The organism is Ferdinandcohnia jepli (assembly GCF_047246645.1).
In the GTDB taxonomy this organism is placed as follows: domain Bacteria; phylum Bacillota; class Bacilli; order Bacillales; family Bacillaceae_L; genus Ferdinandcohnia.
Window position 1 is genome coordinate 289,078 of the sequence record NZ_JBFOKR010000003.1, and the last position, 17,207, is coordinate 306,284.

A 17,207-nucleotide genomic window follows, 5' to 3' on the forward strand; every position below is an offset into this window, starting at 1 on the left:
ATAATGGACTTTTTAATGGATCAAGCCTTACTTTATACTAGCAAAAAATACGAAGAAATCTACATTCACTTTAGAGATAAATATGATATAAAGTACCAAGAGCTGTTCTTAATTTGTGCAAGTATTGGCTTTAAGAAGAACAGAACAAATAAAGTTGAGGGTCATGGTAGAGAATTCCGTACCAATTATTTCAATTCTAAGCAAAAGGCAACCGCGTATTCGATTATTTTAAGCGATATGGAAATCGGAAAAAATATCGAAGCTTTTGAGGACTCAGACTTTCGCTTACGCGCACGTAAGACACTTGAGGCTTATGCGGAAGGTGGCATGGAAATTTTAGTAGAGGAAGTTTTTGGTCATCGTTGGGATGGAAATCGATTGGATCCAACCTATATTGAGTATGAGGTAGATTTATTAAGTTATATTTATGGCGACTCGGTTGAGGTTCCGTTTTAAGTCAAAAGTGTTCCTTACTAGGGAACACTTTTTTCAAAAATTTTATCAAGAAAACTAACGTAAAAAATAAGCAACCATATATATAATGACATCAAAATGAAGTGAAGTTTACAATATGTTAAAATAATCCTATTAACAAATTGAAGAGGAGAAACATAATCATGCCAATACATAACAAATTAGTCAGAGACCGAATTCCTGAAATTATCGAAAAAACTGGTAAGATGTTCTCAACGAGTATACTGTCAAATGATGAATACATAAAGGAACTTAAAAAGAAGAGTTTTGAAGAGTTAGAAGAATATATGGCAACTACCGATAACGAGAGTGCTCTTGAAGAACTTGCAGACTTACTCGAAATTATTCATGCTCTAGCAATTACACATAACTCCTCTATTGATGAAATTGAGAATATTCGCAAGGTAAAGGCCGAAAAACGCGGTGGTTTTAATGAAAAAATATTTTTAATCGAGGTAGAAGATGAGTAGATTTGATTTAATTACAAGTAATCTGGTAGAACATTTAGTCTATCAGATAGAGAAGTCGTCAAGTATTTTTATTTTGACTTCGTTTGTAATGAAATCTGGAGTAGATATATTGAGGGAACCACTTAGGCTAGCAGCCGAACGAGGAGCAGATATTAAAATCTGTACAGGAGATTATTTATTTGTTACGCAGCCAGAAGCTTTATCAAAGCTAATTAACATACATGACAGTATAGAAATACGTCTTTGGAGAAGTAATGGTACATCTTTTCATCCAAAGTCATATATATTTCAAAACGAAGATGAAGGTACTTTAATAGTCGGATCATCCAATCTATCAAGATCCGCTTTAACTACAGGAGTTGAGTGGAATTTAACTGTTGAAGTTTCATCCAAACAAGAGACCTTTTACAAAGCGGTAGAAGAGTTTTCTTATTTATTTTTGCATGAACAAACAATAGGGGTAAACAATGAAGTCATTAAAACGTATCAAATTGAATATGAAAAGTATCATCAACAACATCCATCACTAGTTAAGACTTGGACAGAGCTAGAAGAAATTGAATTGATGCTTCCACAAACTAAAGAAGATAAGAAAACGAACATTATTAAAGAGAAACAGATTGAATATGGAGAAATATTCCCTAGATTCGCTCAAATTGAAGCACTTCAAGAACTTGAAAAAACGTTAGAAGAGGATTATTCTAGTGCGCTAGTAGTTATGGCTACAGGATTAGGTAAAACGTACTTAGCAGGTTTTTTTGCTAGACACTTTAAACGAGTACTGTTTATTGCTCATCGTGAAGAAATACTCTACCAAGCCCAAGCATCATTTTTAAACATCCAGCCAAATAGCACATCAGGTATATATAACGGTAAGAGTAAGGATGGTAAAGCGGATTTTGTTTTTGCATCTATATTTACCCTTAGTATGAAACATCATCTTGAAGTATTTCAGCCAAATGAGTTTGATCTTATCATTGTGGATGAATTTCATCATGCAGCAGCAAACACCTATCAAAGAGTACTTGATTATTTCAGACCAAAATTTTTATTAGGTATAACTGCGACCCCTGACAGAAATGACAATAAAGATGTGTACGCAATCTGTGATGGAAATGTAGCTTATCGAATAGACTTTTTGGAGGCAATCCAAAGAAGTTGGTTAGCACCATTCAAGTACTATGGGGTTTATGATGATACAGATTATTCACAGATAAGATGGTTAGGGAACAAATATTCTGAAGAAGAACTACTGCAAGTACAGCTTAGAGAAGAAATGGCAGAAAAGATATTAGGGGCTTGGCAAAAATATAAACAAACTAAAACTCTTGTATTTTGCTCTTCCATTAAGCAAGCTGAATTTTTGTCGCATTATTTCAACCTGAAAGGTTTCCGAACAATTGGGCTCCATTCCCAACAACAGAATGTTAGTAGGAAACAAGCAATTAGAATGTTGGAAACTGGAGAGTTAGATGCTATCTTCACAGTCGATCTATTCAATGAGGGCGTAGATATTCCTTCTGTGGATACTATCTTATTTGTTCGACCTACAGAGTCTTTAACTGTTTTTACTCAACAAATTGGGAGAGGCTTACGTTTACATTCAGATAAAGAATATTGCGTGATAATTGACTTGATAGGAAATTACCGAAATGCAGATGTAAAATTGAGTTTATTTGATACTAATGGCACAGAGGATAAAAAGGGATCTGATCACATCAATCCAGCTCTCCCTGAAACATGTTCACTTAACCTGGAAGTAGCGGTTATTAATTTACTTAAGGAATTGGCACAAAAACGACAACCAAGAAAAGAAAAGTTACTACAAAGTTACTTGGATTTAAAGCTAGAGTTAGGTAAAAGGCCAACATATTTAGAGTTACATCTTAAAGGTCAATTGGATGCTTCTCAGTATAAATCAGAATGGAAGTCTTATGTAGGATTTTTATATTGGGCAAATGAATTGTCGGAACAAGAGAAAGAGGTATTCAGGAGATATGAATCCTGGTTGGTTGAAGTAGAAAGAACTGGGATGGCTAAAAGTTACAAAATGGTTGTCTTATTATCCATGCTTTCGAGAGGAGTATCAGAGTGGTTTAAACCAATCACCCCAGTAGAAGTGGCACCGTTCTTTCATAATTACTTAACTGAAAAAGAATATCGTAAGAGGATAGATTTTTCAGATGGTGAAACCAAACGTTTATGGGAATATAATGAGGAAAAAGTCTCCAAATTAATTATTAAAATGCCAATGACTAAATGGAGTGGAAGTTCCAAGGGATTGGTTACGTTCTCTGAAAATCAGTTTGCGTTTGCTTTTGATATACTCGAAGAGGATCAAGAAATTCTCTTTAAATGGACACAAGAAATATGTGAATACCGTCTTCATTATCATTTTGAACGGAAAGCAAAGTAGAGCTCTAAATTAGGAGCTCTATTTTTTATTAGTAAATTTTACCTATAATTATCTAAAAATTGTAAGTTTTTGTGGTATAATTTAGAAAATTGTAGAATGTTGGAGTGATTTAGGTGGCGATAACTGTTCCTGAAACAATCCGGTCATCTGCTACAGCCGGCGAAAGATTACTATTCCGTACTTTAAAACACTATTTACCAGATGATTATATCGTTTATTACGAGCCGGATATTCATGGAAGAAGACCAGATTTCGTAATTATTGGACCAGATTTAGGACTTGTTGTTTTAGAGGTAAAGGATTATACAAAAAATACATTGCTGCAATTGAACAACGATGAATGGATGATTGTGAGCACGCATGGTCAGCAGGCCATGGTAAAAAGTCCTATGAAGCAAGCACGAGATAATATGTTTCATATAGTTGATGTATTAAAAAAAGATAAGAGTCTTTTACAATTAGAAGGCAAATATCAGTTACATCTAAAATTTCCTTATGGTCATGGAGTTGTATTCACAAGACTTCAGCAGAAGGATTTTATTCAAGATAATCTTTATAGTGTAATAGACCCAAATCTATGTTTAACAAGGGATGAAATAGATCCTGAAAAGGAAGCGTTTTCTGATGAAAACCTTCATGAAAAAATATTAAATATGTTTAACGTTCCATATAGATTACGAGAGCCATTGGACATAGAGGATATTAACGCTATACGATATCATTTATTTCCTGAAATTCGAATAAGTGCCGAATTTAAGCCTCCGGTTCCTTATCAAGACCAGTTATTATTATCACTTCATGATATAAAAGCGATGGACCTTCATCAAGAGAATCTAGCAAAACAGATAGGTGATAAGAATAGACTTATTCGTGGTGTTGCTGGAAGTGGCAAGACACTAATATTGGCAAGCAGGGCTAAGATGCTTTCTAAGCAAAATCCTGACTGGAAAATTCTAATTCTCTGCTATAACATCTCGTTAGCTCAAAGTATTAGACATATGATTACCCATATGTTGAATGAGCCGGATAATTTATTTGACTTTGATTTTAGTGGTAACTCCGCCAGTAAAAATACTGAAAACGAAACAGTTATTGTACGCAATTTCCATGAATGGCTAAAAAAGGACCTGAACATTCATGAGAAGCAAATCCCTTTTTTGATTGAAAAGTTAACAAGCGGTGAGGCAATTTTACCTACATACGATGCTATCTTAATAGATGAGGGACAAGACTTTGAAGCAGATTGGTTAGCACTTGTTAGCAAGTTGTTAAATGAAGATACACAGTCTTTATTACTGGTTGAGGATAGAGCTCAAACTATCTATAAAAGAAAGCGAAGTTACCTGCAGGATACTGGATTAAGTTTTCAGGGTCGTTCCAGAGTACTTTCTATCAATTATCGAAACACAGCCCAAATCGTTTCATTTGCTTGGGAATTTTATCGAAAAAATTCACACCTTAAAAATAAAGTAGTAGATCGTGAGTTTGAAGGAGAAATAATTGCACCCCAAAGTACAAGACGTAAAGGTCCTGAACCTGCAATTATTAAAACTGATAACTTTTATAAAGAAATGGGTATAGTTGCTAGACAAATTAAGAATCTGCACGAGGAGAAAAAGGTTCCATACTCAGAGATGTTAATACTTTATAGAGTAAAGAGAACAAATAAAATCAATGTTATTGATGGAATACAACGAACGCTAACAAAGGATAATGTACCTTTTTACTGGTTGACAGAAAATGAAAAATCCAAACGTTCTTTTGAAAAAGATGAAGATAGTGTAAAAATCAGTACTATTGATAGTAGTAAGGGTCTTGATTTTCAAGCAGTATTCATAGTGAATATTGATAACATGCCATTTGCCCTAGAGGATGATATAGAACGTGAGGTTTCATTACTTTATATAGGAATGACTCGGGCGAAGCAGTACTTATGTCTTTCTTATTCGGGAGAGTCAGAGTTTACTATATATCTAGATGATGTGCAGTTGAATCGTAAAAACCTAGTGAAGTTAAAAAATAAAAATGGGTAAGGGTTGAAGGTATGGAGATCTTACTATTTCTACTATTAATCATTGGTGCTGCAGTACTCGGTCTACCAAAAGTAAAAGGCTATCTTGGTGAAGCATCCGTTCGACTATATTTAAACAAGCTAGATAAAGAGCAATATAAGGTGTATAACGATGTACTAATTCCACTTAAGAACAGAAGAGCATCTCAAATCGATCATGTGGTGGTGTCTCCGTTTGGGATATTTGTAATCGAGACGAAGAATTACAAAGGTTGGATATATGGAGATCCTAAGAGTAAATATTGGACACAGGTTATCTTTAATCGTAAGGAGAAGCTTTATAATCCTCTATGGCAAAACTATGGTCATATTAAGGCGCTGGAAGAGTATTTAGGTGTAGAAAACGAAGAAATCTATCATTCTATCGTTTCGTTCAGTACCAGATCTACGCTAAAACTTAAGGACATCAATAGACCTAATGCTAGTGTAATTTATTCTTCTCGTCTGTTAAGCACAATCAATTCTCACGAAAAGGTTAAGTTAACAGCTGCAGAAGTTGAACAAATCGTATCTATGCTTGAGAAAACTACAAATGCTGATTTTGAGAAGAAAAAGCAGCATGTGAAGAACGTAAAGGACTCCCAACGATTTTATCAGTATAAAATCAATTCTAATATGTGCCCTAAATGTGGTTCGGACCTTGTTGAGCGGAAGGGAAAGTATGGGGCTTTTAAAGGATGTAGTAATTATCCGAAGTGTAAGTTTGTTGTGAAGCAGTCTAGTTAATTACAACTGAGAGGGGTAGTCATTATGAAATTAGAAATGGGAGAATCGCTGATGTTATCGTGGCTGCGACATGTGAAACACTGTCAATCAGCTCAATTAAATTGGAAGCCATCTAATACCTGGTTTCTACATAACGAGGCAAAGATTGAAACTATTTTTACCTCAACAAAAAATTTCTTTGAACAAAAACACAATTTAAATCTATTTAAGAAAACAAAGTCATTCTCACAGCTTCTTATACAGGGAGAAATAGATGTGCTGGGGCTTCAATTACATAATGGTAGACTTGATAAAATATATGGAATTGATGTTTCCTTTCATGAATCTGGCTTGCGTTATGGGAGCAGTACCGAGACGGTAGAGAGAGTTCTAAAAAAAATGATTCGAACTGCAATGACAATATATGGTTATTTTAATCTATCAGGTGGGACTATTATTTTTGCAAGTCCTAAAATTTCTGAACCTGTTTACAATAATCTTCAAGTTTACGTAAAAGAAGCACAAGTTTTATTTAATAAAATGGGTTTCGATTTCAATTTTAAGGTGTTTGCTAATGGGGATTTTAAGTCTTATATTTTTGAACCCGTTGTGAGCAAAAGTGATGTAGTTGCAGATACTTCTGAGCTTTTTATGAGAAGTATTCAAATGTATAAGATGTTTGATCACAAAGAAAATGAAGTAAAAGAATCCAAGAGTGAGTTCACAGTTCCAAAGGTAAGTGCTGCAACTGAAGAAACTAAAATTGGCCAGTATGTGGTTAACGTTTTTACTAAGTTAGCTAGTGCTAATATCCTTTTACCTGATAAGCTTAATCGTTTACAAGACGAGAGATATTGTAAAGACACATTTGATATGAATTTCCCTGTGTTAAAAAAAGTAGTAATAGGATCTCCTTTGTTGGAACAGCGGCAAATTAATGGATACTCCAGATATTATGCCAAACCCCTTGCTATCTCTGGAGAGAAATATTTATTATCTAATGATTGGTATGAAAGAAACAGACCCTATTTTAATCGGTGGTTAAAGAATATAAAATAAACTTTACATTAAGAAGAGGTTATTAAAATGAAGCCATTCATAGAGGCATGGAGTAGTAAATTTCAAGCTGAAAAATACCCATTGGATTTCTATTTCTCTAGGATAGAAGGAGTACAAGATTCGAAGACTCCTCAGGAAGCAGGTAATTACATTATAGAGCTCCTTCATTGGAAAGATGGAAAGGTTAAGAAGGTTAACGGTGAATATGTTTTGTTGGCTGCAAAACCAAATACATATAGTGAGATAAAACATAAGGGTATCTTATGCTCATTCGAATTTTATAACTGGATTAAGAAGGTTCAGTCTCAGAAATCTTTTGATATTAATTGCTTTAAAGAACTATCTCAGTCATTTAATTTATACGGAAGTGATTCTATTGTAATACCATCCTTTATCTTACATGTTATATCACCAATTATATACCCACTCTATGACCAACATGTAGAACGAGCGAAAAGGATTTTACTTGCGGATAACCTATCAACAAATAGGAAGCTGGACATTACGTCTTACCAGGAATATCAGATGTTTTTACAACTATTAATAAATGATGTATACGCTGAGCCATTAACTATAGAGGAAATAAAAAAGGTCGACGATGCTTTATGGAGCTTTGGAAAATGGATAAAAGAACAAAATAAAACTTATAAACTATCTTTAAACAGGAAGTCTACTCATAGGAGTAACTCAAATGTACCAGATAATAAGTTTAAATTAAAAGTTTTAGAGTTAGTTGATAATAAGAAGTTAACACAACGAGGAGCAATGGAAACAGTTGCAGCAGAACATAAAATAAAGTTATCGCAAAGTTATTTAGATTATCCCGGTTCGCACATACACAGATGGAGAAAGCAACTAAACAATAATAATTGATAGGAGCGGGTTTGCATATTTTTAGCATCAGCAGAATCCTATTTTGTAAACGCTATTTACTAGAAGTCGATGAAGGGATGTTAAAGTAGGTATATCCCTCTTTAATGAAAATAAGTACAGGTAGGGGGATTGATTATGAACACGATCCATAGTTTTACGAGGAAAGTATGCGAAGTAAATTAAAAATAAAAGTAAAACCCATCAAAAAACCCTTGAGAACAAACATCCTTAAGGGTTATTTTTATTAATGCCATTCCAAAATGCCTCTTTAGTTCAAGTTAATCGTCATCAATCATCATCATCATCATCATCATCATCATAGAAATCGCAATCCTTTTCACCCGATTTGTTTAATGAGTATGGTTCCTCACAGTCAAAACATTGAGTAAATGAATCATCAGGGCATTCGCCTGGAATTGGATGTAACGGATTAAAATTAGGATTATCAAGTACTTCGAAAGGTCTCATCATTTCATGGTCTTCGTGTTCAAGGATATGGCAATGCCATGGATATATCCCGGTAAATGGTCCAAAACGGGCAATAATACGAGTAACTTCTAATGGATTAGCACGTACTGTATCTTTCCATCCCATCTCATTTGGATCAGGATCTCGTCGTTCGCCAACCTTCGTTATATTTCCATTTGCGTCAACAGAAATGGTTTGACGATCAAGGATTTGAAATTGAACAAGATGTAAGTGGATCGGATGTGTATCAGGGGTTAGATTGTATAGTTCCCACACTTCTACCGTTCCATTATAAGGAGTTTCTGTAATAGGTAATTCGTTCCAATCCATGTTATTTAGTAAAAGCTTCAAACGGTCGAAATCATCCTCACTTTCAACCAAACGATTCTCTCGAACAGTTACAGCATCGTTTTCATCAAGTCTCTCCAAGCAACTTAGTCGTTCTGGAACTTCACTTTTATCAGGTTTAGAATTTTTTTGCCTAACACGAAATTGCATGATTTGTGTTAGGTCTGGAGAAGGTTCGTCACCGAATGGGAAAGGAGATGGTGCATCATTTGTTAAGATTAAATTTTGTCCATTAAATCCTGAAAAATCCATAATAACATCTGCACGTTCTCCTGGTGCAAGAATTAACTGAGATATATTTACTCGGTGCTCTAGAAACCCTCCATCAGTACCAATTTGATAAAAAGCTTTGAACGCCTTGACTTGAACTTAATTGCATTCGATAAAAACGTGAATTAGATCCGTTAAGGATACGAAACCGATATTTTCGAGGCTCTACTTCAAGATAAGGCCATACTTTTCCGTTTACAAGAATGGTGTTGCCAAAAAACTCAGGAACTACAGATGGATTCGGTAACTCTGGGTCGATTGGTTCTGAAGGTAGAGGAGGTGGCTCTTGGCCAGGATGAGACGGATAGAATAATTCACCGTAACGTTCATGGTTTTTATTAAGATAGAATGATCGATCTTGAATCACTAATGGAATTTCATATTTTCCACTAGGAAGGTTCAATTGCTTTTCTGCATGATCTCTAATAAGATAAAAACCTGCTAGACCTGCATATACGTTTAAGCGAGTAATTCCGATAGCGTGGTCATGGTACCATAGTGTTGTTGGCCTTTGGCAGTTGGGGTAGTAATATACTTCATGTAAAAACTTTTTCCCGATATTTTTAAAGTCTTTTGTAAACCATGCTTCAGGGTACCCATCATTTTCTGGTCGAACGCGTCCGCCATGTAAATGCACAACCGTTCTAACAGAGGGTTCATCAGGTTCTGTACCATGTAGGGTTCTGTCTACTGGAAGTAGATGTTCAAATGGTAATTTATTTTCCCATTTTACTAGAATGGGCTTATTTCTCGTCACTTCAAAAGTGGGTCCAGGATACATTCCGTTGTAACCCCACACGGTGGTAGGGGGTAAGTCACGGTGCAATTGCTGTTGAATTTGTTTCATGGCTACCTCATAGTATGGGATGCCATTACGTTTTCCTGATGGTTTAAGTACACTAGGTAATGGCAGTGCATCAACAAATTTCTCTAAAGACAAAATACTCCTCTCCTTACTATTATTTAAATTTACTAGTACTCTATTAATCATGATATGAAAGTCTTTTAAAAGTGCTTGGATAAATTGACTAAGGTAATAGGGGATTTAAGGAATAATGAACAAAGATATAAACTTGAAATATACCATTCAATAAATTTTGAAATTAATAAACAATTATAAAGAAACAAAGCTTAAAGAAGCGCTTTTTACAAATGGAGCAGGACACTGCACCATCACCCCCTTTCATCAATGACACGGCATACCAATAAGTAAAAGGTATGAAACTAAGTTTGCCTAAATAAATATCTTATTGGTAATTCATTTTTAGGGGGAATCGGTGTGGGGTACTATGTTACTGTAGATTCAGGTGTAAGATTATATGTGGAAGATATAAATCCCCAGGGAAGTAAGACGATCGTGTTTTTGCATGGTTGGCCGTTAAGCCATGAACAGTTTGAGTATCAATTTGATGTTCTTCCTTTTAAGGGTTATCGCTGTATCGGAATTGACTGGAGAGGATTTGGTAAGTCGGATAAGCCGATAAGTGGATACAGTTTTGACCGATTAGCTGATGATATACGTACAGTAATTGATGTGCTACAATTAGATAATTTCACTCTTGCAGGTCACTCTACAGGTGGATCAATTGCGATTCGGTACATGTCTCGACATAATGGTTACGGAGTATCCAACCTTGTTTTAATAGACGCTGCAGCTCCTATAGGCTTTACTCCAGAAACTGCGAAAAAATTCCTCACTCTAGCGTTAAATGACCGTCCTAAGATGATGCGAGAAGTGACAGACAACTTTTTCTTTCAATATATAACAAGCCCATTTTCTGAGTGGTTTTTTCAATTAGGTTTACAAGCAGCAGGTTGGTCAACGGCAGCGATCATAATTACACTTAGAGATGAGAAACTTTATGCAGACTTGCAGAAAATACTTGTCCCTACTTTAATCGTTCATGGTGTTCACGACAAGGTTATTCCATTTGCTCAAGCTCAGGAACTAAATCAAAAAATAAAAAATTCACAGCTTGTTCCGTTTCATTACAGCGGTCATGGAGCTTTTTGGGAGGAACGTGACAAGTTTAACAAGCTCTTAATACAATTTATAGGTTGAACGTCAATCTGAATGTTTTACTTAATTATTATTTAGTAATAGCGATGGATGGATTACGTGTATTATTAGTAAACGAATCTACTTAAAATTTGACTAATACTGCGCAGCAACTGACTTCGTATTAAGATTTAATTTGTAAAATGATGCTAGGATGTCGGAAAGTTCATTCGCCGGGCAGTAGACTAAGCAATGCGCAGTAAATAGATCCTGATAAGAAAAACAAATGTTAAATAACTACAAATGGTGCTTTTCCAATACTTTTCGTGCAAGAATCTTCCCACGCATGGCAGGTGCTTTACTTTCATTCCAGCCATGGTCACCTTTGCTGCTGCCGTATTTCCTCATCCATTCAATAGGATATTGGCAGTACCGATGGGATTAGCTCTTATATGGCTGGGGTATGTTCTTTGGTCAGAACGTAGGAGAATCGGTGCAGATTGAGTTTTATATCTTCCTTAGGAAAAAAGAGAATGAAATTCATTATGAAATCATTCCCTCAAATAGATTTGTTATTACGCATCAATGACTTGCTAAACGTTTTTCAAAATCTGCTTTAAATGACAGAATAGCATCAATATTTACCGCAAAATCGTGGTCACTAATAGTAAAATTAGTTATAAACTCGTCCGATTTCTCACGAACCATAATTGTCGGACGGATATTGTCTCCAATAGCGTCCTGAGTTACAGAACTTCCATAGAAATACCAGTTGGTTTCAGTTGGCCGACTTGCAGCATTCTTAGATAGGTCATTTTTTATTATTTCGCACAAAGTATTCATAAAATCTTCAGTAAGCTTAATGGTTCTTCCATACTCACTTTCAACAGATATATCAGCATATCCATACCAAATATTCCTACTTGACTGCTTTCCGTCATCTGAGGTAAATGTTTCATCAAACAAAATTTTCATTTCATTACCCTCCGTTACTATAATAGTTCTTCACACTATTATACATCAATTGGAAATTGTAAAATAGTTTGCTGTAAGTTTCACTAACCTTTAATGAAGAGATAAAATACATTCTTGATCATCCTAAAATGATGGGTTTTTCACCTTGCTTAAAAAGGGAGCCCATCATATTTATTTGGATCAATTTTTTACTTGACGGAACACATTCCCTTCACCTATTCTTATATGCATGCCTATTTTTATATAATTTAAAAACGCATCGAAAGTTTTTACATAAGGAGGAGAGAATGTTGAATACATTAACAGGAAAGAAACGCTTACAGCTTGCTCTGCTATTAGGTTCATTAGGGCTATTGGGCCCATTTACAATTGATATGTATTTGCCATCTTTTCCTACCATCGCAGAGGAATTTCATACAAGCGCATCTTTAGTGCAATTAAGTTTAACATCCTGTTTGCTTGGACTAGGATTAGGACAATTAGTTATTGGTCCAATGAGTGATGTTAAAGGACGTCGTAAACCGTTACTACTATTTCTGGCTCTGTATCTTATAGCATCAATCATTTGTGCCATTGCACCAAACATCTATCTTTTTATCACCTCACGTTTTATTCAAGGTTTTGCTGCAGCAGGCGGTTTGGTCGTTTCGAGAGCAGTTGTCCGTGATGTTTATACAGGGAAAGAGTTAACGAAGTTTTTTGCTTTATTAATGCTAGTAGGGAATTTAGGTCCAATTGTAGCGCCAATTGCAGGCGGTGGAGTACTCGCTTTTTCAAAGTGGAATGGTGTATTCTTCGTACTAGCTTTAATTGGGTTTATATTGTTCCTAACGGTTTCATCTAAATTAGTTGAAACATTACCGGTAGAAAAGAGAGTACCAAGTAATTTACCACAAGTGTTAAGAAACTTTGGTTCGTTGATAGCAGACAGAGAGTTTGCAGGATATGCATTAACTCAGGGATTTATTATTGCTGGAATCTTTGCCTACGTATCTGGTATTCCATTTGTCTATCAAAATATATATGGGGTTTCTCCTCAAGTGTTTAGTTTATTATTTGGGGTTAATGGTATTGCCTTAATTATTGGGAGTCAATTAGTCGGTAGATTGGCAGATGTCATTCCAGAGAAAACGTTTTTAAAGATTGGATTATTTATTTCTTGTACATCAGGGACGGCATTACTGATAGCACTTCTTTTAAAAGCTCCATTATTAGCGGTTGCCATCCCTATTTTCTTTTTAGTTTCATCAATCGGAATTATCTCGACCACCTCTTTTGCATTAGCAATGGAATCACAAGGTCATATTGCAGGTAGTGCCTCTGCCTTATTAGGCTTATTACCATTTGTTCTTGGTTCAATTACCGCTCCTTTAGTTGGAGTTGCAGGGGAGTATACTGCTATTCCGATGGGGATAGTGATCCTAACAGCAAGCTTGTTAGCTTTGCTTTCTTATGTTGGATTAGTACGCAAAGCGGGGTTATATTCTCAACCGGTAAAAAAAATTGAGGAAACAATATAAAACGGATATTAGTAATAAGGATAGATGTATACAGGTGATCATCCTGTTCATTTATCCTTTTTCTTTTACACCTTTAAAATGTATGACATTCTAATCAAGTATTTAGTTCTAAGGTATCCTATAGATTTAATAAGAACAGATAATTTAGCAACCTATTTTGTAGGCGATTGAATCACCATTTGTCAACAAAATTCTATAAAGTATAATATAGGGATAGAAATAATACAGCAAAAGGAAGAACTCTTGATTATTTTTAATCAAAAGTCACCAGTCCTTTTATAGTTGAAAAAGATTAAGTTAAATAAATAAGTCGGTCGAACTTCTTAAAAGGAGGGGAAAGATGAAAATTTATGTGGATGCAGATGCCTGTCCGGTGAAAGATATTATTATTGCAGAAGCAAGGGATCTAAAAATTCCGGTTATCCTTGTTACAAGCTTTTCTCATTTTTCTAATGCAGAACAGCCATCAGGTGTGGAAACCATCTATGTTGATTCTGGAGCAGATGCTGCAGATTATCGGATTGTGAAGTTAGTGGAAAAAGGAGATATGATCGTGACCCAAGATTATGGTCTTGCGTCACTAGGTTTAGCAAAAGGCATTATCGTCCTCCACCATAAAGGATTTAGATATACAAATGAAAATATTGACCAATTATTACAGACACGTTATTTAAGTGCAATGGCTAGAAAAAGCGGACAGCGAACAAAGGGACCAAAGCCTTTTACAGCAGAAGACCGGGAGCAATTTAGGAATCTTTTTAAACAGGTTATTTCTCGTGAATAGTAAGGTAAACTCAGAGGTTCAGAAAGGAAATAAATATTTTGAAGTATATAAAGTCGCAAATGCAACAACTAATTAAGGAAAATAAAGAACTGCATACACGCTTTAAAGACTTGAAGACTGAGCATGGTCTTGAAAAAAACAATGCCCTCAAGGCTTTGTACCATTCAGAAGTTGCGGATGGAGGAAAGTATCAGGCAGCTTACCAAGCACTTGATCAGCCAAAAAAGTAGACTCTCATATCTTATTTATACTTACTAATAACTCTGTTCTAAATGCTGGATGGTAATTTGTTGGCTTGAAAAAATGGTTATTTTTTTAACTACTTGTAATTACTTTCAATAAGTGTTATTCTTAAGAAGAATTATTTTTGTTCGGTGTAAAGGATAGTCTAGGATAACTTTTCGTCTTGATGATCACTGAGTGCAAGAATAGTAACACATTGTGTGCAAAGCACACAGCAGGAGGAAACAACAATGGAACAAGGTAAAGTAAAATGGTTTAACTCAGAAAAAGGATTCGGATTTATCGAGCGTGAAGGTGGAGAAGATGTATTCGTACATTTCTCAGCTATCCAAGGCGAAGGTTTCAAATCTTTAGACGAAGGTCAAGCAGTTACTTTTGACGTTGAGCAAGGTCAACGTGGAGCTCAAGCAGCTAACGTTCGTAAAGCTTAATAGTAAAACCTAACTCAAGCAGACTCTTTATAGAGTCTGTTTTTTTTTTTTCTTAAAATAAAAAAAGGAGCCCTACTCACGAATGAGTAGGGCACATGTAAAAAGTAAATAAAATGGTAAACAAAGTGTATCACATAATCACGAATTCTCCTAATTACTTTTTGAATAGACATTAGAGTGGCGTATAGACTTTTCTTAAGCAGGGTGTGCTGCCAAGTAGAGGTCGTGTCATAAATTATGCAATATGCTTGGTTACAGCCATTGAAATGTACCACCTGTGACATAACATTTACCACCAAATGACAAAAAGTGTACCAAAGAATAGACAGACTGTTTAACACTGCAATCCTTCTGGTAATAAAAGATATATAAGACCCTATTTTTAGAGTGAAAAGTGTTATTAAAATTTGATTGATTTTCAATAAGGTCAGGATTCTGCAAACCGGTCAGATTAACTCTTGTATTACATAATAGACTCTTACTGTTCAATAAATATCTTCATTTTTAGTTGGCCTTGTGATAAATGTACTGATGCTCTCTCTGTTATATACATTTTCTCTCAAATACTAACGGTGCTGTTATATATAGTATGATTTTGACCATAGAGAAAAAAGACCCAGTGAATAATCAACACTTGGGTCGTGGTTAAGTCGCGTTAGCCATTGTGTTCTGCTTTAGGAAATTATTTTTGTGATTTGGATAACTTCCGTTAGGGTTATCCATCTCCAGCGCCTAGCCCCTCGAGGTCGCTTCACCCCTCCTGCGGTGGCAACATCCTCCTCGTCAGGGTTCCGACGCACAGGACGTGCTAGTGCCGGCGTTGCCACAGGACGTGGCGACATTAGCCGGCCAGCGCTTGTCGGACTTGCACAGGATGTGCTGACATTGACGTTCGCCACAGGACGTGGCGTTATTTTGTCGATGTTCCTTTTTCCAAGGCGCTTGCGCTTTTGTTCATAAAAACATGTTAATCAACTGATCCAGTTCGCTTAATTTCCACCTTTATATTTGGTTTTATCTTTAGTGTTGAGTAATTTTGTCTTAAATCTCGCTCAGTTAAATGGGAATATTTTCTTACACTTCTTATTTTTCTTCCGATGCCAATGGGATCCGTATTTAAATTTTTTAAATCCTCAAGTATATATCCAAATTCTTTGTTTAGGGCTTCACCAATTAGTTGTTCGATTTTGTTTAGTGAATCTTTATTTTTCACAGAAGTAGATGGTTGAAATTCTAATGTTGAAACGGAAATCGTTGCATTTAAATGAACCAATTCTTCGCTCTTTATCTTAATGTTTCCTTTGTACTTTATTGGATGAAGTGTAATCTTATAACTATCGCTTTTAGGAAGGTTGAGTTCGGCCATACCCCTTTTCTCTAGTTCTTCAGCAGGAATCTCTACAGTTATATCACCTAAAAATGCCTTATTATTTGTAAATAATTTTAGGTAAAGGGTGTTTATCAACGAAATAGACCCAACAATTTTATCATCTTTGAATAATGCAACACCATCTATAGAAGGTGCTACCCCATTTGAATTTTTTATGATGGGTAGGGTAGGATCGATACCAATTTCATAAAGTGTGGTTATAAAATCATGTAAGTTGGAGTTGACTAACATTTCTTTCTTTTCGTGTTTATCCAATAGATGATAGATATAGGATCCCATTTCGGGATATTCTTCATAGTTTGTATTGTTAATCGTCTCCTCAGCATTATCAGTAATGGCCAAAAAAATTAAAGAACCGATACTACTATCTCGTTGCATTGTATCCAGAAAAGAAGTAATTCCTACTGTTTCTGCCATATTTTTATTAAACAGTATGGTCCTTAATTGACCAGACGTAATGTCATGGCTAGTTCGTTCCTCTAGTTTTTGTCTGATTTGTTTACTAGTCGTTCCTTCAGCTGAAAGGGTTACACTGGTCTTTTCTTCTTTTCGGTCAAATTGTAACAAACTGATAGTGCCTTTGTATGTATTGTCATCAAGCAAGTCATATCCAATAATCGTTGAAATCCCTTGCATTTCTATTATTTTTTCAGGGGCCATGCATGCAGTACAAAAAAGAAAACACAGCAGAATAACAATTTTTTTCATTCT

The 17,207-nt window shown here is 35.3% G+C and carries 14 protein-coding genes and 1 pseudogene; 12 read left to right on the plus strand and 3 right to left on the minus strand.

Features of this window, described 5'->3' with window-relative positions; genetic code table 11:
* Positions 1-3: 3 nt before the first annotated feature.
* The 7 genes from AB3M96_RS04975 (at position 4) to AB3M96_RS05005 (ending at position 8,068) form a co-directional block, all read left to right on the plus strand.
* Positions 4-456 (plus strand): hypothetical protein, encoded by a 453-nt coding sequence (locus tag AB3M96_RS04975; RefSeq protein ID WP_412966472.1) that lies wholly within the window; start codon positions 4-6, stop codon positions 454-456.
* 161 nt (positions 457-617) lie between these two features.
* On the plus strand, positions 618-944 hold the full coding sequence (locus tag AB3M96_RS04980) for a phosphoribosyl-ATP pyrophosphohydrolase (protein WP_412966473.1): 327 nt from the start codon (positions 618-620) through the stop codon (positions 942-944).
* Positions 937-3,360 (plus strand): DEAD/DEAH box helicase family protein, encoded by a 2,424-nt coding sequence (locus AB3M96_RS04985; protein ID WP_412966474.1) that lies wholly within the window; start codon positions 937-939, stop codon positions 3,358-3,360. The genes AB3M96_RS04980 and AB3M96_RS04985 overlap by 8 nt, the downstream gene beginning before the upstream one ends.
* 113 nt (positions 3,361-3,473) lie before the next feature.
* Positions 3,474-5,393 carry a 3'-5' exonuclease gene (locus AB3M96_RS04990; protein ID WP_412966475.1) on the plus strand — a complete coding sequence of 640 codons (1,920 nt, stop codon included), beginning with the start codon at positions 3,474-3,476 and terminating at the stop codon, positions 5,391-5,393.
* Positions 5,394-5,404: 11 nt separating this feature from the next.
* Positions 5,405-6,157 (plus strand): NERD domain-containing protein, encoded by a 753-nt coding sequence (locus AB3M96_RS04995; protein ID WP_412966476.1) that lies wholly within the window; start codon positions 5,405-5,407, stop codon positions 6,155-6,157.
* Positions 6,158-6,181: 24 nt separating this feature from the next.
* On the plus strand, positions 6,182-7,195 hold the full coding sequence (locus tag AB3M96_RS05000) for a hypothetical protein (protein WP_412966477.1): 1,014 nt from the start codon (positions 6,182-6,184) through the stop codon (positions 7,193-7,195).
* A 27-nt stretch (positions 7,196-7,222) separates the two neighbouring features.
* Complete coding sequence (locus AB3M96_RS05005; RefSeq protein WP_412966478.1) at positions 7,223-8,068, plus strand: hypothetical protein; 846 nt, start codon at positions 7,223-7,225, stop codon at positions 8,066-8,068.
* Positions 8,069-8,356: 288 nt separating this feature from the next.
* Here the strand turns inward: AB3M96_RS05005 and AB3M96_RS05010 are convergent.
* Positions 8,357-10,094 (minus strand): annotated as a pseudogene (locus AB3M96_RS05010) (multicopper oxidase family protein).
* A 339-nt stretch (positions 10,095-10,433) separates the two neighbouring features.
* Here AB3M96_RS05010 and AB3M96_RS05015 point away from each other — a divergent pair.
* Positions 10,434-11,216, plus strand: a complete 783-nt coding sequence (locus AB3M96_RS05015; protein WP_412966479.1) for an alpha/beta fold hydrolase — start codon at positions 10,434-10,436, stop codon at positions 11,214-11,216.
* A gap of 519 nt (positions 11,217-11,735) precedes the next feature.
* Here AB3M96_RS05015 and AB3M96_RS05020 read toward each other — a convergent pair.
* Positions 11,736-12,128 carry a hypothetical protein gene (locus tag AB3M96_RS05020; RefSeq protein WP_412966480.1) on the minus strand — a complete coding sequence of 131 codons (393 nt, stop codon included), beginning with the start codon at positions 12,126-12,128 and terminating at the stop codon, positions 11,736-11,738.
* A gap of 290 nt (positions 12,129-12,418) precedes the next feature.
* Here AB3M96_RS05020 and AB3M96_RS05025 point away from each other — a divergent pair, with 290 nt between their 5' ends.
* The 4 genes from AB3M96_RS05025 to AB3M96_RS05040 all read left to right on the plus strand — a co-directional run bounded on the left by AB3M96_RS05025 (position 12,419) and on the right by AB3M96_RS05040 (position 15,106).
* On the plus strand, positions 12,419-13,648 hold the full coding sequence (locus tag AB3M96_RS05025) for a multidrug effflux MFS transporter (protein ID WP_412966481.1): 1,230 nt from the start codon (positions 12,419-12,421) through the stop codon (positions 13,646-13,648).
* Positions 13,649-13,988: 340 nt separating this feature from the next.
* Positions 13,989-14,432, plus strand: a complete 444-nt coding sequence (locus AB3M96_RS05030) for a YaiI/YqxD family protein (protein ID WP_412966482.1) — start codon at positions 13,989-13,991, stop codon at positions 14,430-14,432.
* A gap of 38 nt (positions 14,433-14,470) precedes the next feature.
* On the plus strand, positions 14,471-14,662 hold the full coding sequence (locus AB3M96_RS05035; protein ID WP_412966483.1) for a hypothetical protein: 192 nt from the start codon (positions 14,471-14,473) through the stop codon (positions 14,660-14,662).
* A gap of 243 nt (positions 14,663-14,905) precedes the next feature.
* Complete coding sequence (locus AB3M96_RS05040; protein WP_412966484.1) at positions 14,906-15,106, plus strand: cold-shock protein; 201 nt, start codon at positions 14,906-14,908, stop codon at positions 15,104-15,106.
* Positions 15,107-16,073: 967 nt separating this feature from the next.
* On the opposite strand, the gene AB3M96_RS05045 is transcribed toward AB3M96_RS05040, so the two are convergent.
* Positions 16,074-17,204 (minus strand): Ger(x)C family spore germination protein, encoded by a 1,131-nt coding sequence (locus tag AB3M96_RS05045; protein WP_412966485.1) that lies wholly within the window; start codon positions 17,202-17,204, stop codon positions 16,074-16,076.
* Positions 17,205-17,207: the final 3 nt, after the last annotated feature.

What these genes read in the sequence shown, in the direction of transcription:
- AB3M96_RS04975 (WP_412966472.1), top strand. Translation starts at nt 4, where the DNA reads ATGGACTTTTTAATGGATCAAGCCTTACTTTATACTAGCAAAAAATAC.
- AB3M96_RS04980 (WP_412966473.1), top strand. Translation starts at nt 618, where the DNA reads ATGCCAATACATAACAAATTAGTCAGAGACCGAATTCCTGAAATTATC.
- AB3M96_RS04985 (WP_412966474.1), top strand. Translation starts at nt 937, where the DNA reads ATGAGTAGATTTGATTTAATTACAAGTAATCTGGTAGAACATTTAGTC.
- AB3M96_RS04995 (WP_412966476.1), top strand. Translation starts at nt 5,405, where the DNA reads ATGGAGATCTTACTATTTCTACTATTAATCATTGGTGCTGCAGTACTC.
- AB3M96_RS05000 (WP_412966477.1), top strand. Translation starts at nt 6,182, where the DNA reads ATGAAATTAGAAATGGGAGAATCGCTGATGTTATCGTGGCTGCGACAT.
- AB3M96_RS05005 (WP_412966478.1), top strand. Translation starts at nt 7,223, where the DNA reads ATGAAGCCATTCATAGAGGCATGGAGTAGTAAATTTCAAGCTGAAAAA.
- AB3M96_RS05020 (WP_412966480.1), bottom strand. Translation starts at nt 12,128, where the DNA reads ATGAAAATTTTGTTTGATGAAACATTTACCTCAGATGACGGAAAGCAG.
- AB3M96_RS05030 (WP_412966482.1), top strand. Translation starts at nt 13,989, where the DNA reads ATGAAAATTTATGTGGATGCAGATGCCTGTCCGGTGAAAGATATTATT.
- AB3M96_RS05040 (WP_412966484.1), top strand. Translation starts at nt 14,906, where the DNA reads ATGGAACAAGGTAAAGTAAAATGGTTTAACTCAGAAAAAGGATTCGGA.
- AB3M96_RS05045 (WP_412966485.1), bottom strand. Translation starts at nt 17,204, where the DNA reads ATGAAAAAAATTGTTATTCTGCTGTGTTTTCTTTTTTGTACTGCATGC.